This is a genomic window from Streptomyces sp. NPDC044106 (assembly GCF_056433985.1).
This window is the reverse complement of sequence record NZ_JBWKFZ010000029.1, coordinates 65,030-83,552: the sequence shown is the minus strand read 5'-3', so window position 1 is coordinate 83,552 and position 18,523 is coordinate 65,030. Positions and strand designations below refer to the sequence as shown.

At 72.8% G+C, this 18,523-nt stretch carries 18 protein-coding genes; 7 read left to right on the top strand and 11 right to left on the bottom strand.

Going from position 1 to position 18,523, the window contains the following annotated elements:
• The first annotated feature begins 20 nt into the window (after positions 1 to 20).
• The 3 genes from AC07DI_RS35775 to AC07DI_RS35765 all read left to right on the top strand — a co-directional run bounded on the left by AC07DI_RS35775 (position 21) and on the right by AC07DI_RS35765 (position 1,898).
• Positions 21 to 674 (top strand): RNA polymerase sigma factor, encoded by a 654-nt coding sequence (locus AC07DI_RS35775; protein ID WP_478908978.1) that lies wholly within the window; start codon positions 21 to 23, stop codon positions 672 to 674.
• Complete coding sequence (locus tag AC07DI_RS35770; RefSeq protein WP_478908958.1) at positions 671 to 943, top strand: hypothetical protein; 273 nt, start codon at positions 671 to 673, stop codon at positions 941 to 943. Before AC07DI_RS35775 ends, AC07DI_RS35770 begins: the two co-directional genes overlap by 4 nt.
• 235 nt (positions 944 to 1,178) lie before the next feature.
• The gene (locus AC07DI_RS35765) at positions 1,179 to 1,898 is read left to right on the top strand and encodes a maleylpyruvate isomerase N-terminal domain-containing protein (RefSeq protein WP_478908976.1); all 720 of its coding nucleotides are present in this window, start codon (positions 1,179 to 1,181) and stop codon (positions 1,896 to 1,898) included.
• 56 nt (positions 1,899 to 1,954) lie between these two features.
• Here the strand turns inward: AC07DI_RS35765 and AC07DI_RS35760 are convergent, their stop codons facing one another.
• Positions 1,955 to 2,476: a MarR family winged helix-turn-helix transcriptional regulator gene (locus AC07DI_RS35760; protein WP_384257590.1), complete on the bottom strand. Its 522-nt coding sequence runs from the start codon at positions 2,474 to 2,476 to the stop codon at positions 1,955 to 1,957.
• Positions 2,477 to 2,612: 136 nt separating this feature from the next.
• Between AC07DI_RS35760 and AC07DI_RS35755 the strand changes: the two genes are divergently transcribed.
• Entirely contained in the window at positions 2,613 to 3,680 is a 1,068-nt protein-coding gene (locus AC07DI_RS35755) for an alkene reductase (protein WP_478908956.1), read from the top strand.
• A gap of 82 nt (positions 3,681 to 3,762) precedes the next feature.
• On the opposite strand, the gene thpD is transcribed toward AC07DI_RS35755, so the two are convergent.
• The 6 genes from thpD to AC07DI_RS35725 all read right to left on the bottom strand — a co-directional run bounded on the left by thpD (position 3,763) and on the right by AC07DI_RS35725 (position 9,174).
• Positions 3,763 to 4,662, bottom strand: coding sequence for an ectoine hydroxylase (gene thpD, locus AC07DI_RS35750; RefSeq protein WP_384257595.1), 900 nt, complete (start codon positions 4,660 to 4,662; stop codon positions 3,763 to 3,765).
• A gap of 52 nt (positions 4,663 to 4,714) precedes the next feature.
• A complete protein-coding gene (locus AC07DI_RS35745; RefSeq protein ID WP_361727199.1) occupies positions 4,715 to 5,119 on the bottom strand; it encodes an ectoine synthase in 405 nt (134 codons plus the stop codon).
• 53 nt (positions 5,120 to 5,172) lie between these two features.
• A complete protein-coding gene (gene ectB / locus AC07DI_RS35740; RefSeq protein WP_478908954.1) occupies positions 5,173 to 6,444 on the bottom strand; it encodes a diaminobutyrate--2-oxoglutarate transaminase in 1,272 nt (423 codons plus the stop codon).
• Positions 6,445 to 6,510: 66 nt separating this feature from the next.
• Complete coding sequence (ectA, locus tag AC07DI_RS35735) at positions 6,511 to 7,062, bottom strand: diaminobutyrate acetyltransferase (protein WP_478908952.1); 552 nt, start codon at positions 7,060 to 7,062, stop codon at positions 6,511 to 6,513.
• Between the two features lie 350 nt (positions 7,063 to 7,412).
• The gene (locus tag AC07DI_RS35730) at positions 7,413 to 7,943 is read right to left on the bottom strand and encodes a DinB family protein (RefSeq protein WP_478908951.1); all 531 of its coding nucleotides are present in this window, start codon (positions 7,941 to 7,943) and stop codon (positions 7,413 to 7,415) included.
• 130 nt (positions 7,944 to 8,073) lie between these two features.
• Positions 8,074 to 9,174: a pyridoxal-phosphate-dependent aminotransferase family protein gene (locus AC07DI_RS35725; protein ID WP_478908974.1), complete on the bottom strand. Its 1,101-nt coding sequence runs from the start codon at positions 9,172 to 9,174 to the stop codon at positions 8,074 to 8,076.
• A gap of 111 nt (positions 9,175 to 9,285) precedes the next feature.
• Here AC07DI_RS35725 and AC07DI_RS35720 point away from each other — a divergent pair, with 111 nt between their 5' ends.
• Together AC07DI_RS35720 and AC07DI_RS35715 are read left to right on the top strand one after the other, a co-directional pair.
• Positions 9,286 to 10,383, top strand: coding sequence for an amidohydrolase family protein (locus AC07DI_RS35720; protein ID WP_478908949.1), 1,098 nt, complete (start codon positions 9,286 to 9,288; stop codon positions 10,381 to 10,383).
• Between the two features lie 363 nt (positions 10,384 to 10,746).
• On the top strand, positions 10,747 to 11,691 hold the full coding sequence (locus AC07DI_RS35715) for an SCO1860 family LAETG-anchored protein (protein WP_478908947.1): 945 nt from the start codon (positions 10,747 to 10,749) through the stop codon (positions 11,689 to 11,691).
• A gap of 280 nt (positions 11,692 to 11,971) precedes the next feature.
• Here the strand turns inward: AC07DI_RS35715 and cobC are convergent, their stop codons facing one another.
• Positions 11,972 to 13,522, bottom strand: a complete 1,551-nt coding sequence (cobC, locus tag AC07DI_RS35710; protein WP_478908946.1) for an Rv2231c family pyridoxal phosphate-dependent protein CobC — start codon at positions 13,520 to 13,522, stop codon at positions 11,972 to 11,974.
• A gap of 73 nt (positions 13,523 to 13,595) precedes the next feature.
• On the opposite strand from cobC, the gene AC07DI_RS35705 reads away from it, so the two are divergent.
• Entirely contained in the window at positions 13,596 to 14,327 is a 732-nt protein-coding gene (locus tag AC07DI_RS35705) for a ZIP family metal transporter (RefSeq protein ID WP_478908944.1), read from the top strand.
• Positions 14,328 to 14,341: 14 nt separating this feature from the next.
• On the opposite strand, the gene AC07DI_RS35700 is transcribed toward AC07DI_RS35705, so the two are convergent.
• From AC07DI_RS35700 to AC07DI_RS35690, 3 genes are read right to left on the bottom strand one after another with little or no spacing between them, the layout of a single operon-like run.
• On the bottom strand, positions 14,342 to 15,799 hold the full coding sequence (locus AC07DI_RS35700; protein ID WP_478908942.1) for a cobyrinate a,c-diamide synthase: 1,458 nt from the start codon (positions 15,797 to 15,799) through the stop codon (positions 14,342 to 14,344).
• The gene (cobO, locus tag AC07DI_RS35695) at positions 15,793 to 16,401 is read right to left on the bottom strand and encodes a cob(I)yrinic acid a,c-diamide adenosyltransferase (RefSeq protein ID WP_478908941.1); all 609 of its coding nucleotides are present in this window, start codon (positions 16,399 to 16,401) and stop codon (positions 15,793 to 15,795) included. Before cobO ends, AC07DI_RS35700 begins: the two co-directional genes overlap by 7 nt.
• On the bottom strand, positions 16,401 to 18,485 hold the full coding sequence (locus AC07DI_RS35690; protein WP_478908939.1) for a putative cobaltochelatase: 2,085 nt from the start codon (positions 18,483 to 18,485) through the stop codon (positions 16,401 to 16,403). The genes cobO and AC07DI_RS35690 overlap by 1 nt, the downstream gene beginning before the upstream one ends.
• Positions 18,486 to 18,523 lie beyond the last annotated feature (38 nt).

Sequence of the window (18,523 nt, the reverse complement as noted above, 5' to 3'; positions counted from 1 at the left end):
GGACGAAACGGCCGCGCGAGGTGGTGGTGCCGGTGAAGCCGTCGTCCGAGGAGCCGGGCACGCCGGAGCCGCGGGCCCGCCCCGGTGGGCCCGCCGCAGACGCCGCCCTGCACCGGCGCCTGGTGCACGGCGAGGAGGCGGCCCTCGCCGAGGCCTACGCCGCGTACGGCCCGCTCGTCCGCCGCGTCGCGGCGCGCGTCACCCGCGACCATGCCGCCGCCGAGGACGTGGCGCAGGAGGTCTTCGCCCACCTGTGGAGCCGGCCCTACGCGTACGACGCCCGCCACGGCGGCCTGCGCGTCCGGCTCTCGATGCTCGCCCACCGGCGCGCCGTGGACTGGGTGCGCGGCGAGGAGCGGCACCGCAAGGCCGTGCCCGCCGACGGGGCGGCCCCGCGAGCGGTCCCGGCGCCGGGGCACTCCCCGGACGGGCGCTCGCCGGACGGGGCGGTCGTCGAGCAGGAGCGCTCCCTGCTCCTGCACTCCGCCCTCACCCGGCTCCCGCCGTCCCAGCAGCAGGTGATGCACCTGGCCTACTTCGCGGGCCGCACCTACCGGCAGACCGCCGTCGAACTCGGCATCCCCGAAGACGCCGTCAAGAGCGGTCTGCGGGCGGCCCTTGGCACACTGACCGAGACCCTCGCGGACCCGCCCCCGCGAGGTGAGCGCCCGTGACGGACCCCCACGCGGCGGTACGCGAACTGCTCGGCGCCCGGGCCGTGGACGCCCTCCTTGCGGGCGAGGAGGCCGAGGTCGGCCGGCATCTGGGGGAGTGCGTGCCCTGCGCCGCCGATGCCGCGCGGCTGCGGGCCACCGTGCGGTACCTCGACGGCCCCGCCGTGCCGGACCCGGCACCGGACGCGCCGTCCACGGCGCACGGACTCTCGCTGGCCCTGCGGACCCGCGCCCCCGCCCTGCGCACGGCCCCGCACGCCGCTCCTTAGAGCCTGTGTCATATCCCCGGCCGGGTGGTCGCCGCCTGGCACGCACGCTAGCCGCGTTGCCGAAAAGCCCTAGTAGCTCCTCCCTCAGGCCTGAACGGCCCGGGGGGACCCCCACCGAGGACTTCCCGGCGCCTTGCGATCGCACGCACCAGACGACGCCCACTGATCCGACCGGGGATATGACACAGGCTCTTACGCCGCCGCGGTCGCCGCGCTCCAGGCACTTCTCGGCGAACTGGACGAGCGCGGGCCCTGGAGCACGCCGGTCGCGCACGACCGGGACGTCCGCGACACCGTCGCCCATCTGATCGCCGCCGACGAGCCGCTCGCCCGGCGGCTCGGCCCCGGCCCCCGCGCGCAGCAGCCCGCCCCCGGCTCGTCGGACGGCGCGTCCTGGCGTACGGCGAGGAAGGCGCGTACCCGCGAGGTGATCCGCCGCGAGCGGGCCCGCACCCCCGCGCAGACCGTCTCCGCCTGGCGCGTCCAGGCCGCCGGACTGCTCTCGTCACGTGCCGCCCACGACGCCGAACGTGCCGCCCGCGCAACGGAGCTGGCGGGCGTCCTGCTGCCCGTCACCGACCACTTCCTGGCGCGCGCCTTCGACACCTGGGTGCACGCCGACGCCATCGGATGCGCCCTCGACCGCGTCGTGCCCCCGCCGCCGCCCCCGCACCTGTGGCGGCTCGTGCGCCTCGCCGTCCGCCTGCTCGGCCCGGCCCTCGGCCCGAAGGCTCCGCCCGTCGCGCTCACCGTCGCCGGGGAGGGCGGCGAGACCGAGTGGGTCCTCGGCAGCGCGGACGACCCGGTACGCGCGCAACTCGTCCTTGGCCCGGTCGACTTCTGCCTGCTGGTGGGCGGCCGGCGCGCGCCGGACCGGGTGCCGCGCGGCACATCGGGCGACGAGTCGGCGGCTCAGCGGGTCCTGACCCGGGCGGCGTCGCTGTCCTGGCTCTGATCTGATCTGATCGGATCAGATCGGATCAGGTCGGAGCAGAGACCGAGACCGCGCCCTCAGGCGCGCCCCTTCCGCTCCGGGCAGTCCTCCGTCTCCTTGCACAGGTTCGTCTCCACCTTCGCGAGGAGCCGCGCCAGGTCCGCGCGTTCCGTGTCGTCCAGGCCCGCCAGCGTGTGGCCCTCCAGCTCGCCCCACGCGCGTTCCACCTGAGTGAGCAGGCCGCAGCTCGCCGCGCTCGCCTCGACCAGGACCGCGCGGCGGTCGCTCGGGTCGGGGCGGCGGCGTACGTGGCCGGCCTGCTCCAGGCGCTGCAGCATCTTCGTGACCGTCGAGGGGTCGAGGTCGACCGCCTTGATCAGCTCGGACTGCCGGACCGCGCCCGCCTCCCACAGGTGCATCATCACGAACTCCTGGCCGGGGTAGAGGCCGAGACCCTTCAGCACCTTGCCCGCGGCGATGCGGTGCAGCCGGGCGACCCGGCTGACGGCGAGACTGACAGGTCCCGCGTCGGCGACACCGGAGGCCCCGGGCGTACAGACGGGGTCGCCCGGAGGTGCCTGGACGGTGTCGGCCTTCATCACGTGCTCCTGTTTGTCGATCGTGAGACGTCTACCAAAAGAATACCTTGGTCGGCCAAGGAATGGGTTACAGTGCTCTCAGCGCAAATGATTGGCCGACCACATATTTCCGTCGTATCTCAGTCAGGGAGTTCTGATGACCACCGCGTTCGACCCGATCGACCTGTCCGGCACCACGCTCCGCAACCGCATCGCCATGGCCCCCATGACCCGGAGCCGCGCCGGTGAGGGCGGTGTCGCCACCGATCTGACCGCGGAGTACTACGCGCAGCGCGCTTCCGCGGGACTCATCGTCACCGAGGGCATCCAGCCTTCCGTGGTCGGCCAGGGATACCCGGACACGCCGGGCCTGCACAGCGCCGAGCAGACCGCCGCCTGGCGCAAGGTCACCGACGCCGTGCACGCCGCCGGAGGCACGATCTTCGCCCAGCTCATGCACGCGGGCCGCGTCGGCCACCCCGTCCTCCTGCCCGACGGACTGATCAACGTCGCCCCCTCGCCGGTCGCGGCCGACGGACAGGTGTACACCGCCGAGGGCCCCAAGGACTTCGTCACCCCGCGCGAGCTGACCGACGCCGAGATCCGCGCCACCATCGCCGACTTCGCCACCGCCGCCCGCAACGCGATCGACGCGGGTTTCGACGGCGTGGAACTGCACGGCGCCAACGGCTACCTGATCCACCAGTTCCTCGCCCCCGGCTCCAACCGCCGCACCGACGCGTGGGGCGGCTCGCCCGAGAACCGCGTCCGGTTCGCCGTCGAGGTCGCCGCCGCCGTCGCCGAGGAGATCGGCGCCTCCCGCACCGCCCTGCGCATCTCGCCCGGCAACCCCGCCAACGGCATCTCCGAGCCCGACCCCGAGCCCGTGTACACCGCGCTCGCCAAGGAGCTGGCCGCGCTCGACATCGCGTACCTGCACATCATGGAGATCGGCGGCGTCCGCGAGCTCACCGTACGGCTGCGGCAGGACTTCGGCGGCACGCTCGTCCTGAATCCGCACAGCGAAGGCCCCACCGGCCCCGACGCGCTCACCCTGGTCGAGGACGGCACCGCGGACATCGTCACGTTCGGCGCCCTGTTCCTCGCCAACCCCGACCTGCCGGCCCGCCTGAAGGCGGGCGGCCCGTACAACACCCCGGACCCCGCGACCTACTACGGCGGCGCCGAGAAGGGCTACACGGACTACGCCTTCCTGGCGCAGTAGCCGTAGAACGGCGAACGGCCCGGCTCCCAGGAAAGGGAACCGGGCCGAACACGCCCATCTGACAGGTCACTTCACCGGCAGGTCACTTCACCGGGGTGAAGTCCCGCGCCCCGATGTACTCGGGACGGCGCACCGGCGCCGCGAACGGCTCCACCGCCGTGTTCTCCACGCTGTTGAACACGATGAAGACGTTGCTGCGCGGGTACGGGGTGATGTTGTCCCCCGAGCCGTGCATGGCGTTGCAGTCGAACCACGTCGCCGATCCCGCCTCGCCCGTGAACAGGCGGATGCCGTAGTCGGAGGCGAGGTGTGTGAGCGTCGCGTCCGACGGGATGCCCGCGTCCTGCATCTGCAGCGACCGCTTGTAGTTGTCCTTCGGCGTGGCGCCCGCGCAGCCGAGGAACGTCTTGTGCGACCCCGGCATGATCATGAGGCCGCCGTTGGTGTCGTAGTTCTTCGTCAGCGCGATGGACACCGAGACGGTCCGCATGTTGGGCAGGCCGTCCTCCGCGTGCCAGGTCTCGAAGTCCGAGTGCCAGTAGAACCCGGAGGCGCCGAAGCCCGGCTTCACGTTGATCCGTGACTGGTGGACGTAGACGTCCGAGCCCAGGATCTGCCGTGCCCTGCCGACGACGCGCGGGTCCGCCGCGAGCCTGCCGAAGAGTTCGCTGATCTTGTGCACCTCGAAGATCGACCGGATCTCCTGGGAGCGCGGCTCGACGATGGAGCGCTCGTTCGCGCGCATCGCCGGATCGTTGATGAGCCGCTCCAGCTCGGCGTGGTAGACGCTCACTTCGTCCGGGGTGATCAACTGGTCGATCGCCAGGAAACCGTCCCGCTCGAACCCGGCCAGATCCCCGGCCGAGATCGGCCCTTCAGCGCCCGGCTCGGACCACACGACGGGGTCCTTGCGCTCGATGAGCACCTCTTCGGTGCCTCGCGTCGGGTACAGGTCACTGGTGCGTTCGGGTGCGGTGGTCATGGTGTTGCCTGCCTCTCCTCTCGTACGGCCCTGTTCGGGATGTAGGACTCGATCAGTCCGCGTCCGGCTCCGTGAGCAGCGGGTACACGCCGTTCTCGTCGTGGTCCTCACGACCCGTGACGGGCGGGTTGAAGACACAGATGCAGTGGAAGTCCTCCTTGATCCGCATCGTGTGCTTCTCGTGCCCGTCGAGCAGGTACATGGTGCCCGGCGTGATCGTGTACTTCTCGCCGGTCGTGTCGTCGGTCAGCTCCGCCTCACCCTTGGTGCAGACGACGGCCTCGATGTGGTTCGCGTACCACATCGACGTCTCCGTACCCGCGTACAGGATGGTCTCGTGGACCGAGAAGCCGACGCGCTCCTTGGCGAGGACGATGCGCTTGCTCTCCCAGGTACCCGAAGCGGCCTTCACATGCCGGTCGGTGCCTTCAATGTCCTTGAACGAACGGACGATCACGGTGAGTTGATTCCTTTTCTCTTACGGTGCCGGGGGCCGGCCGGGTCGCTCGGTCAGGCGGTCTCGCGGACCGCGCGGGCCAGCGTGCGCAGCCCCTCGTCCAGCTCGTCGGGGGTGATCGTCAGCGCCGGAAGGAGCTTGACGACCTCACCCTCGGGGCCGGAGGTCTCGATGAGCAGGCCCAGTTCGAAGGCCCGCTTCGCCACGGCGCTCGCGCGGTCCTTGTCCAGGAACTCGATGCCCCAGACGAGACCGCGGCCGCGGAACTCCTTGATCTCCGTGCGGTTCTCCTCGACGATCGCGGCGAGCACCTGCTCGACCTGCTCGCCGCGGGCGCGGGTCTGCTTCTCCATCGCCGAACCGTCGGCCCAGTAGGCCTCAAGGGCGGCGGCGGCCGTCACGAACGCGGGGTTGTTGCCGCGGAACGTGCCGTTGTGCTCGCCCGGCTCCCACACGTCGAGCTCCGGCTTGAACAGGCAGAGCGACATCGGCATGCCGTAGCCGCTGATGGACTTGGACACCGTCACGATGTCCGGCGTGATGCCCGCCTCCTCGAAGGAGAAGAAGGCACCGGTGCGGCCGCAGCCCATCTGGATGTCGTCGACGATCAGGAGCATGTCCCAGCGCTCGCACACGTCGGCGAGCTTGCGCAGCCACTCGGCGCGGGCGACGTTGATGCCGCCCTCGCCCTGCACCGTCTCGACGATCACGGCGGCGGGCTGGTTCAGGCCGGACCCCTGGTCCTCCAGGAGCCGCTCGAACCAGATGAAGTCGGGGGTCCGGCCGTCCAGGTAGTTGTCGAACGGCATCGGGGTGCCGTGCACCAGCGGGATGCCGGCGCCCGCCCGCTTGAAGGCGTTGCCGGTCACCGCGAGGGAGCCGAGCGACATGCCGTGGAAGGCGTTCGTGAACGACACGATCGACTCACGGCCCTTGACCTTGCGGGCGAGCTTCAGCGCCGACTCCACGGCGTTGGTGCCCGTCGGGCCCGGGAACATGACCTTGTACGGCAGGTCGCGCGGGCGCAGGATGATGTTCTGGAACGACTCAAGGAAGGCGCGCTTGGCGCTGGTCGACATGTCGAGGCCGTGGACGACCCCGTCGCGCTCCAGGTAGTCGATGAGGGCGCGTTTCAGGACCGGGTTGTTGTGGCCGTAGTTGAGTGAACCGGCTCCGGCGAAGAAGTCGAGGTACTCATGGCCGTCCTCGTCGTACATGCGGCTGCCCTGCGCGCGGTCGAAGACCGTAGGCCAACCGCGGCAGTAGCTGCGCACCTCCGACTCCAGGGTCTCGAAGACGCTCAGGTCGGGCTGGGTGATGGTCACAGCAGATCTCCTGGGAGATGGAAAGGCGTGGGAGTGGGGGGTTCGGGCGTGCGGGGGGAGCGAAGTTCAGGGGTGGATCGGACCGATGCGGTAGAGCACCTCGGGCTCGTGCCCGTCATCCGGGAAGATCCCCGCGTCGAAGAGGGTCTTCCGCTCGACCGACGCGCCGTGGCGCCGTGCGTAGGAGAGGAACAGCCGCTCGGAAGCGGTGTTCCCCGGCGAGATGGTCGTCTCGACCGTGCTCAGCTCGCGCCCGGCGCCGACCTTCGCGGTCAGCCCTTCGAGCAGCGCGCCGGCGAGTCCGCGGCCGCGCTGCCCGTGGTCGACGGCCACCTGCCAGACGAGCAGGGTGTCCGGGCGCTCGGGCCTGATGTAGCCGGTGATGAAGCCGACCGGTTCCCCGGCGGCGTCCCGCGCCACGACGGACGTGGCCGCGAAGTCACGGCACCACAGCAGATAGCTGTAGGACGAGTTCAGGTCGAGCACTTTGGAGTCGCGGGCGATCCGCCAGATGGCGGCGCCGTCGGCGACCACGGGACTGTCGAGTCGCAGCCCCTCTGGCATTTTCAGGAATTTCGCTTGCAGGTCGGTCGGTAGATCGGCTTGTGCAGCGGTCATGCGGATTGAATTTACCGAGCAATTCCTGGGATTGCATCGGGGGGAGGGGTTACATGAAAGCGGTTCATGTGTTATCACGCGTAGGTGCGCGCCCGCATGAGGTCTCGCCGGTTTGGGGGGATTTGACCGGGATTTATTGCACAAAACGGGCGCGATGTGGAGTACGTCACAGATCCGCAATCGCACGGAAGGTGTCCGGATTGCGGTATTTGGTGCTGTCGAAATCTTAGTGTTTAGGACCCGGGAAAGCGGGCAGAAGAATACGGGAAGCTGTGCTTCTCGAGTTTATAAACAATTCGTGGGATTGGTTGCGGGAATTCACAGTGACGCAAAGAGGCGGAGGGGTGGATTCACGGTCCGGTGACCCCGTCGATGCGTTCCCTCAGGAGATCGGCGTGGCCGTTGTGCCGGGCGTACTCCTCGATGAGGTGGACCAGGATCCAGCGCAGGCTGACCGTCTCCTCGCCGCCCACGACCGCCGCCTCCTCGGCGCCGAGCCGCCCCGTGTCGTCGAGTGGACGCCCCGCGCAGATCCCCCGGTTCACCTCCACCTCGCGCTCCCACACCGCGAGCACCTCGGCGAACGTCCTGGACCGGTCCGGGGTGAAGGCGCAGGACTGGTCCTCCCCGTAGAGCAGCGGCACGTCGCGCCGGGCGAAGATCCGCTGGATCCAGTTGCGTTCGACCTCCGCGAGGTGCTGTACCAGGCCGAACAGCGAGAGTGCGGACGGCTCGACGGCCGTGCGCAGCGTCTGCTCGTCGTCGAGCCCCGCGCACTTCAGCGCCAGGGTGGCGCGGTGCATGTCGAGCCAGCCCGCCAGCAGGGCCGGCTCGTCTGCGGTCAGGGGCGGGATGCGGCGGCCGTCCGGAAGTGTGGTCATGACAGGTACGTTGCCATGGGGCGGTGGACGGCCGCAGCGATTTCGTACAGGTCGGGGCCGATGCCGCCGAAGGCCCCGCGCGCGCTGCGCCCGCGCTTCGCGCGGACGACGGGGGTTCGAAGGCGGGCTCTCAGCGCCAGGCGTCGTTCACCGCGCGCCGGGCCGCCTCCAGGTCGACCGCGAGACCGGCCTCGCCCATCGCGGCGCCCAGCGCGGCCAGGCAGGCGTGCACCGCGCCACGGGTCGCGTCCTGGCCGTAGTGGTTGACCCGGATCATCTCCTTGGCCAGGGCCCCGCCCCCGGCGACCAGCGCAAGCGCCGGGTCCGAGGCGAGCGCCGCGGCCACCAGGGCCGAGGCGTCCACGCCTGAGGGCGCCCGCAGGGTGGTGGCGACCGGAGCCGCGTCCGCCGCGTCGTGCACGTACGGCTCCAGGCCCCCGCCCAGCGCGAGCGCGCCCGCGCGGGTGGCGGCCGCGGCGGTGGCGTGCCGCGACATCAGGGCGTCGAGACCCTCCGTCTCGATACGTTCCACGCACGCTTCGAGTGCGAGCATCTCCAGCTGGGCGGGCGCGTGCAGCAGGGCCTTGTGGCCACCGTCGATCCAGCGCTCCTTCCAGTCCAGGAGGGAGAGGTAGGAGCGGCGCGGCGCCTGCGGATTGGCGGCGATGCGCTGCCAGGCCCGCTCGCTCACGGACACCGCGGAGACACCCGCGGGCCCGCCCATCGCCTTCTGCGCGCCGATCACGCACAGGTCCACGCCCCACGCGTCCGGCAGCAGCGGTTCGGCGCCCACCGAGGCGACCGCGTCCAGCATGAACAGCGCCCCGTGCGCGCGCACGACCTCGCCGATCTCCGCTACGGGGTTGGTGTTGCCCGTCGCGGCCTCGGCGTGCACGAGCGAGACGAAGTCGATCTCCGGGTGCTCGGCGAAGGCCTGGCGCACCTGGTCGGCGGTGACGGCCGTGTGGAAGGGCACGGCGAGGTCGATGACGGTCGCGCCGCAGTCCCGCAGCCAGTTCCCGAAGGTCTGGCCGTACGGCCCGGTGATCACGTTCAGCGCGGTCGTGCCCGGCCGCGCCGCACCCCGGATGCATCCCTCCAGGGGCAGCAGGGCCTCGCCCTGCATGATCACGACGTCCTGTCGGGTGCCGAGCAGGTCCGCCACCCGTGCCTGGATGGCGGCGAAGTGCTGGGCGCTCAGCGGCGCCAGGTCCAGAAAGGGATGCGTCACAGTACTGCTCACGTCACTGCTCACTTCGCTCACGAGTTCGTTCGGGCTGCGGTACCGAGCGTACCGACCGGGCCCGTACCGGGCGCTGCGAGTGCCTCCTAAGCTGCTGCCATGAGTGATCACGCGGTGCTGCACGTGACGGGGCGGGTGCTCGTCGGGCCCGATGAGGTACGCGACGAACTGTGGGTGGTCGGGGGGAGGGTGACGTACGACCGGCCCGCGGGGACGGCCGCGGCCGACATCCGTACCGTCCAGGGCTGGGCCCTGCCCGGCCTGGTCGACGCACACTGCCACGTGGGCCTGGACGCGCACGGTCCGGTCGACGCCGCCACCGCAGAGAAGCAGGCGCTGACCGACCGTGAGATCGGGGCCCTCCTGCTCCGCGACGCGGGCTCGCCCTCCGACACCCGCTGGATCGACGACCGCGAGGACCTCCCCAAGATCATCCGGGCGGGCCGCCACATCGCGCGCACCCGGCGCTACATCCGCAACTACGCCCACGAGATCGAGCCCGAGGACCTGGTGGCGTACGTCGCCCAGGAGGCGCGGCGCGGGGACGGCTGGGTCAAGCTCGTCGGCGACTGGATCGACCGCGAGGCGGGTGACCTGACGGCGTGCTGGCCGCGCGACGCGGTGCGGGCGGCGATCGCGGAGGCCCACCGCCTCGGCGCCCGCGTCACGGCCCACTGCTTCGCCGAGGACTCCCTGCGCGACCTGGTCGAGGCGGGGATCGACTGCATCGAGCACGCCACGGGGCTGACCGAGGACACGATCCCGCTCTTCGCGGAGCGCGGCGTCGCGATCGTCCCGACACTCGTCAACATCGCCACGTTCCCGGCCCTCGCCGCGGGCGGCGAGAAGAAGTTCCCCCGCTGGTCGGACCATATGCGCCGGCTGCACGCCCGCCGCTACGACACCGTGCGCGCCGCGTACGACGCGGGCGTCCCGATCTACACGGGCACCGACGCGGGCGGCTCCCTGGCCCACGGCCTGGTGGCCGCGGAGGTCGCCGAGCTGACCCTCGCGGGCATCCCCGCGGTGGACGCGCTCTCCGCCACGACCTGGGGCGCGCGCGACTGGCTCGGGCGCCCCGGTCTCGCGGAGGGCGCGCCGGCGGACCTCGTGGTGTACGAGGCGGACCCCCGTCAGGACGTACGGGTGCTCGCGGCGCCGCGCAGGGTGGTGCTGAACGGGCGGGTGGTGGGGTGACGGCCGGGGTCCGGCCGTGATGGCGGAGGCTCGGCCGGCGCCCGGTTGACCCGGGCGTTACGCGGGGGTGGTGCGGGTCGTTGGAGTCGCCCCGCGGGGGAGCGCGCGTCAACGGCCGTGCGCGGGCGGCCGGTTGCTCGGGTGACGTGAGGGAACGCCTGTGCCGGGGGATTCGAAAGCGTGGGCGGAAACCTCCCTTTGGAGTGAACTCACGCCACGTTGCTGACCGTTCACCCACAGTGCGTAAAGATTCCCGCGTCGCCCTCGCCGATGCAGGGCGACGCCGTCGGCCGGTTCGCACGCGTTGTCCCCTTGTGACGTGCGCCGCCGGTGGCCCGTCTCTCTCGTGGGGGTTCCACCACCTTGAACAGCAACACCTTCCGCATGCCCGCGCGCCGCCTCTCCGTCGTCGCCGTCGCCACCGCGCTCGCCGCCGGACCCGCGGCCCTCGCGGGCGCGGGGTCCGCGCAGGCCACGGGTGGCGACGGCCACCGGGGCGGGCGCGCCGACGCCGTCGTCCTGCGCACCGGTCTGAACGTCTCCCTGCTCAACAAGACCGTGAACGTCCCGCTCAACGTCGCCCTGAACGAGGTGCGGGCCCCTGCCAGCGCCTCGAAGACCGCGCTGAACGCCCACCTGAACGGGGTCGACGGAGGCCGCCCGTTCAGCGTGCTGCGCGCCGACGTGGCCACGGCGAAGGCGACGGTGCGCGGCGCCACGGCCGAGGGCTACAGCAACATCGCGCGGGTCCGGGTCCATGTGCCGGGGCTGCCGCTGCTCTCCCTCATCGAGGTCGAGCAGGTCACCTCGAAGGCGCTCTGCACGGCGGGGAAGCGGCCGGTCGCCGAGTCGAATCTGCTGGGTGGGGTGACCGTGCTCGGCAAGAAGGTCACGCTGACCGCCGGGGGGACGACCGAGGTGAAGGTGCCGGGCGTCGGCGAGGTGCGGCTCGACCTGTCGAAGACGCACGTGACGTCGCGTACGGCCGCGGCGTCCGCGCTGGAACTGAAGGTGTCCGTGAACCCCCTGAAGCTGAACGTGGCGGAGGTGACGGGTGCGGTGACGCTGGCCGGGGCGGAGTGTGAGACACCGGCGGGAGCACCGCCGAAGGACGCGGAGACGAAGCCGCGGCCGCAGGGGGAGCCGGCGAAACCGGCGAAGCCGGTGGAGTCTGCGAAGCCGGTGGAGTCGGAGCTGGCGGAGACGGGCGGCAGCTCGATGACGCCGTATGTGGCGGGCGGGGCGGTGGCGTTGCTGCTGGCGGGGGGTGGGGCGGTGGCGCTGGGCAGGAGGCGGAGGCGAGGCTGATTCTGGCGGGGGCGCCTTGGGTGGTGTGCGGTTGTGCGGTTGTGGGGCGGGGGCGCCTTGGGTGGGGTGCGCCTGTTGTTCGGTTGTGGGGCGGGGCCGCGGGGGAATGTGCGTACTCGCTATCCCTGCGCCACGCTGCACGAACAATGGGGCTATAGCGTGCTCGGTGCTCCGTTCGCACATACCCCCACGTCCCCTCCGGTGCGTGTGCGACTGCGGCCCGGTGGGGGCTGGCCCCGTCCTGCTGTACGTTGCGGGGCAAACGCCCCGGCCCCCGCCCCTACCTCCGCCGTGCGTTGCGGGGCGAACGGGTGGGTGGGTGGGAGGCATCCGCCGCGGAGCGGCGGGTCTGTTCCGGCCCCCCGAGCACCGCCGAGAACGCGCCGAGGAGGCGGTCCGACGTGGCGCGATCGCGGACGGCGACCCGGATCCAGTCAGGCCCCAGGCCAGGAAACGTGTCGCCGCGCCGCACCGCGAACCCCCGCCCCCGCAGCCGCTCGCGCACCCCGGCCGCCCCGGGCACCCGTATCAGCACGAAGGGCCCCTCCGCGGGCTCCACCGCGCGGACCCCGAAGGAGGACAGCTCCGCCAGGCCGGCGAGCAGGTGGGCCCGGTCCGCGGCGACACGGTGCGCCGCGTGGCCGGCCTCGGCGAGCGCCCGCGGCCCCACGCACGCCCGCGCCGCCTCAAGCGCGGGCGAGGACACCGGCCACAGCGGCTGCGCCTGCGCGAGGGCGGCGATCGTGTCGGGCGCGGCGAGGACATAGCCGATCCGCAGCCCGGCCAGGCCCCACGTCTTCGTGAGGCTGCGCAGCACCACGAGGCCGGGCACGTCCGTGCGGCCCGCCAGCGCCTCCCGTTCGCCCGGCACCGCGTCCATGAAGGCCTCGTCCACCACCAGAGTCCGCCCGGGCCGCGCCAGCCCGGCGACCGACGCCGCCGGATGCAGGACGGACGTGGGGTTCGTGGGATTGCCGACGACCACCAGGTCGGCCTCCTCAGGCACCACCGAGGGGTCGAGGCGGAAGCCGTCCTCCTCCCGCAGCAGCACGCGCCCGACCTCGTGCCCCGCGTCCCGCAGCGCCGCCTCCGGCTCGGTGAACTGCGGGTGCACGACGTAGGGGTGACGCACCTTCAGGGCGCGGGCGAGCAGCACGAAGGCCTCCGCCGCGCCCGAGGTGAGCAGCACGCGGTCCTGCGGCAGGCCATGGCGTGCCGCCACCGCCTCGCGCGCCGCGCGCCCGTCCGGGTAGGCCGCCAGGCCGTCCAGGGACCTGGCGATCACCTCTTTGAGCCAGGCCGGGGGAGTGTCGGACCGTACGTTGACCGCCAGGTCGGTGAGGTCCGCGCCGTCGTCCCGTACCTCCGCGTCCCCGTGGTGGCGCAGGTCGACGGGGGCCGGGACGCGGGGCCGCCGCAGGCCCGCGACCGCGCACGTCGCCATCGAAGGACGCCCCTCGGGCGCCGACTTCCGCTTGGGCACGAGGAGTTCGCCCCCGCCGCGCAGCGCCGCCGCCTCCGCCACCGACGGCGTGCCCACCGCCGCCCGGGACCGCGCCGAGGGGTTCGGCACCGTCACCTCCGCGAGCTCCCGCGCCGAGTACGTCACGAGCGGCACCCCGAGCCGCGCCGCCGCCCCCACGATCCCCGGCTCCCCGCCCTTCACGTCGACCGTCGCCAGCTCGGCGACCGCCTCCTCGGGGAAACCGGCCTCGCGGACCGCCGCCCGGACGAGGCCGAGCACCTCGCCCACCGCCGCGTCCTCACAGGCACCGACGCCGACGACGAGGACGGTGTCATCAGGGGGCGTCGTCCGTCCGGCACCGGTCATGGGGAGGTCCTTCCGTGTGAGGCGGGGGGAGGTGGATGTGCGGGGCAGGGGGTCAATCGGATAGCAAGGGCCCATGGCGGTGTTCGTGGCGCTCGGCGCCTTCCTCATGACCCTGGTCGGCGGCTGGACGGCCCAGCGGGTCACCGACCGGCGCCATCTCGTCCTCGGGCTCGCGGGTGGCCTGATGCTCGGCGTCGTCGGCCTCGACCTGCTGCCGGAGGCGCTGGACGCCGCGGGCGGACTCGTCTTCGGCGTACCGGCGGCCCTGCTCCTGTTCGTGGGCGGCTTCCTCGTCGCCCATCTGGTCGAACGGCTCCTCGCGGGCCGTCAGGCCGCGCACGGCGCGGGCGGGCACGACGGCGGGCGGGTGCCCGAGGTGGGGCTCACGGCGGCCGCCGCGATGGTGGGCCACAGCGTCATGGACGGCGTCGCGATCGGCGCGGCCTTCCAGGTCGGCGGGGGCATGGGCGTCGCCGTGGCGCTGGCCGTCGTCGCCCATGACTTCGCGGACGGCTTCAACACGTACACGATCACCAGCCTGTACGGGAACGCCCGCCGCAAGGCCCTCGCGATGCTGTTCGCCGACGCGGCGGCGCCGGTGGTGGGCGCCGCGTCGACGCTGCTCTTCACCATTCCGGAGCAACTGCTCGGCGGCTATCTCGGCTTCTTCGGCGGCGCGCTGCTCTACCTCGCGGCGGCCGAGATCCTGCCCGAGGCGCACCACGACCACCCGGCCCGCTCGACCCTGCTGTGCACGGTGGCGGGCGCGGCGTTCATCTGGCTGGTGGTGGGCATCGCGGGCTGAGCCGACCCGTGCGGTCACGGCGTGCAGCTCCCGACGAAGCGGCGCGCGACGCCCGGCTCCGCCGCCCAGTGCGTGTGCAGATAGCTGGCGTGCACGTTCCCCTGGACGAAGCCCTCGACGCGCCGCTCGGGCGCGTGCAGCCCCCAGGCGGGCGTCGGCCCCGCGCCGGGCTCGACGACGGTGCGGTGGAACTCGTGGCCCCGCGTCCGCGCGCCCGCGACCGCGAGCACGCTGTCCGACACGGCCACCGCTTCCCGGTACCCGAGCGTCAGCCGCTCCGCCATCCGCGCCTGTGCGTCGAGCACCCCGCACATCGGCTTCCCGTCCAGCTCGCGCGCGAGGTAGAGCAGCCCCGCGCACTCGGCGGCCACCGGCGCACCACAGAGCGCGAGTTCGGCGACGGCCTTCCTGAGCCGCTCGTTGGCGGACAGCTCAGGAGCGTAGACCTCGGGGAACCCGCCGCCGATGACCAAACCCGCGGTCCCGTCGGGGAGTTGCTCGTCGCGGAGCGGGTCGAAGGTGACGACCTCCGCCCCGGCGGCGGTGAGGAGCTCGGCGTGCTCGGCGTACGAGAACGTGAAGGCGGCCCCACCGGCGACGGCGATGCGGGGGCGAGATCCAGCCTGTCCGGCCTTTGCGGACGAACCCGGCGCAGCCGGTGATGGACCGAGCCCCGTGCCGGGGTCCGGGGCGGCGCCCCGGTTTCGGGAAGGGGCGGGATCGGGGAGAGCAGCGCCGCAGGCCACAGCCGCAACCGGATCCCACGCGTCGCCCGACAGCGAGGGCGCGCTGCGCGCCAGCGCGAGCAGGGCGTCCAGGTCGCACCCCTCCCGCACCTGGGCGGCGAGTGCGGCGACGGACTCGACCGCCTCGGCCTGCCGCTCCGCCACCGGAACGAGCCCCAGGTGCCGGGAGGGCGCCCGGACCTGGGAAGCGCGGCGCAGAGCACCGAGCACCGGCACCCCCGACTCGTCCAGCGCCTGACGCAGCAACTGCTCGTGCCGGTCGGAGCCGACCTTGTTGAGGATGACGCCCGCGATCCGCACCTCCGGGTCCCACGACGCGAAGCCGTGCACCAGCGCCGCCACCGAGCGCGACTGCGACGACGCGTCGACGACCAGGACGACCGGGGCCCGCAGCAGCTTCGCGACATGGGCCGTGGAGGCGAGTTCGCCCTGCCCGGCGGCCCCGTCGTACATCCCCATCACGCCCTCGACCACGGCGAGATCGCACCCGGCGGAGCCGTGCGCGAACAGCGGCGCGATCAGGTCGGGGCCGCACAGGTACGCGTCCAGGTTGCGGCCGGGGCGGCCGGTCGCGAGCGCGTGGTAGCCGGGGTCGATGTAGTCCGGCCCGACCTTGTGCGGGGACACGGCGAGCCCGGCCGCCGCGAACGCGGCCATCAGGCCCGTCGCGACGGTCGTCTTGCCGCTGCCCGACGACGGCGCCGCGATGACGAGGCGAGCTACCACTCGATGCCCCTCTGGCCCTTCTGCCCCGTGTCCATCGGGTGTTTGACCTTGGACATGTCGGTGACCAGGTCGGCGAAGTCGATCAGCTGCTGCGGCGCGTTGCGCCCGGTGATGACCACGTGCTGGGTGCCGGGGCGGTCGCGGAGGACCTCCACGACCTCCTCCACGTCGATCCAGCCCCAGTGCATCGGGTAGGCGAACTCATCGAGGACGTACAGCTTGTACGTCTCTTGGGCGAGGTCCCGCTTGACCTGCTCCCAGCCCTCGCGGGCCTTGTCCTCATTGGTCAACTCGCCCTCGGCGGGGGCGCGCTGGATCCACGACCAGCCCTCGCCCATCTTGTGCCAGGCGACCGAGCCGCCCTCGCCGGAGGCGCCGAGGACCTTCAGCGCGTTCTCCTCGCCGACCTTCCACTTCGCCGACTTCACGAACTGGAAGACGCCGATCGGCCAGCCCTGATTCCAGGCCCGCAGCGCGAGCCCGAACGCGGCGGTCGACTTGCCCTTGCCGATGCCCGTGTGCACGAAGACCAGCGGACGGTTGCGGCGCTGGCGCGTCGTGAGCCCGTCGTCCGGTACGACGCTCGGCTGTCCCTGCGGCATTAAGCGGCCCTCCTCGAAGGCGAGTTCATGGTCTGTACGTCCTTGACGAGGCCGGCGATCGAATCCGCCCGCAGCTCGTCGAGGGTCACGGCCGTCCCGCCGAGCTCGCCCGCGAGCTGCCCCGCGAGACCAAGACGCACGTAGCCCGACTCGCAGTCCACGACGACCGAGGCGACGCCTTCGGCCGCGAACAGCCTGGCGGCACGGCCCGCGCGGGCCACCGGCTCCACGCCCCCGGTTGCCCGCCCGTCCGTCACCACGACCACCAGCGGACGGCGCGCCGCGTCCCGCAGCCGCTCGATCCGCAGCACGTCGTGCGCCTTCAGGAGCCCGGCGGCCAGCGGGGTGCGCCCGCCCGTCGGCAGTGATTCGAGCCTGGCCGCCGCCGCGTCCACGGACGACGTCGGCGGCAGCGCCACCTCGGCGTCCTTGCCCCGGAACGTCACGAGCCCCACCTTGTCGCGCCGCTGGTAGGCGTCGAGGAGCAGCGAGAGCACGGCGCCCTTGACGGCGCTCATCCGCTGCCGCGCCGCCATCGACCCGGACGCGTCCACGACGAACAGCACGAGATTGCCCTCGCGCCCCTCCCGGGTGGCCTGCCGCAGATCGTCGCGGCGTACGACGAGGCCGGTGCCGGAGCGTCCGCGGGCCTTCTGGTGCGGGGCCGCGGCCTGCACCGTGGCCGCCAGGTGCAGCTTGGTCAGGGCGCCTCGGGGGCGGCGCGAACCCGTCGTGCGCCCGTGCTCGGTGCGGGCACGCGAGCGGCGGCCCGCGGCGCCCTCGCCGATGCCGGGCACGCTCAGCATCTTCGTGCGGAACGGCTCGGCGGCCCGTACGGCCTGCTGCTCGCCGGTGGCGCCGCCCGGGGCGGGGGCGGGCTCCTGAGGGGCCGCTGTCTCGTCGGGGTCGGGGCCCTGGTGCTGTGCGGGCAGGTCGGGGGAGGGGGGCTCCGGGCCGTCGGCCGGGGGCTGCCCGCCGCCGTCGGGGCCGCCACCGTCGGGGCCGCCGTCAGGACCGCCGCCGTCCGGGTCGTCGTCGCCCTCCGGAGGCTCCGGCTCCGCGGAAGCCTCGTCCTCGCGCGCCTCCTCCAGCGTCTCGTCGAGCTTGTCCTCGTCGAGGCCCGGCGCGTCGAAGGGGTTGCGGCGCCTGCGGTGCGGCAGCGCGAGCAGCGCGGCCTGGCGCACGTCCTCGCTCTGCACGTCGGTACGGCCCGCCCACGCGGCGAGCGCCGTCGCGGTGCGCGCCATCACGATGTCCGCGCGCATCCCGTCGACCTCGAACGCCGCGCAGGTCGCCGCGATCTGCCGCAGCGCCGCGTCGCCGAGGACGACCTGGGGGAGCAGCGCCCGCGCCGCCACGACGCGGTCCCGCAGCGCGGACTCCGCCTCGCTCCAGCGCCCGGCGAAGCCCTCGGGATCGTCGTCGTACGCGAGGCGCCGCCGTACGACCTCGACGCGCTGGTCGGTCTCGCGGGATGCGGCCACCTCGACGGTCAGCCCGAACCGGTCGAGCAACTGCGGGCGCAGCTCGCCCTCTTCGGGGTTCATCGTGCCGACGAGCAGGAAGCGTGCGGCGTGCCGCACGGAGACGCCCTCGCGCTCCACGTACGAGGCGCCCATGGCGGCGGCGTCCAGGAGGAGGTCGACCAGGTGGTCGTGGAGGAGGTTGACCTCGTCGACGTAGAGGATGCCGCGGTGCGCGTCGGCGAGCAGGCCGGGCTCGAAGGCCTTGACGCCCTCCGAGAGTGCCCGCTCGATGTCCAGGGCACCGACGAGGCGGTCCTCGGACGCGCCGACCGGCAGCTCGACCATCCGGGCGGGCCGCGCGGTGGCGCCGCCCGTCTCGTGCGGGCCGTCCGGGCAGTTCGGGTCGGCGGCGGCCGGATCGCACGAGAAGCGGCACCCGGCGACGACCGGCACCTCGGGGAGCAGCGCCGAGAGCGCGCGCACGGCGGTGGACTTGGCGGTGCCCTTCTCACCCCGCACGAGCACACCGCCCACGGCGGGCGAGACGGCGTTCAGCAGGAGCGCGAGCCGCAGGTCGTCCTGGCCGACGAGAGCGGTGAACGGGTACGGGGTGGTCACTGAGCCTCCTTGATGCGGTGGTGCGGGGTGGTGCTCAC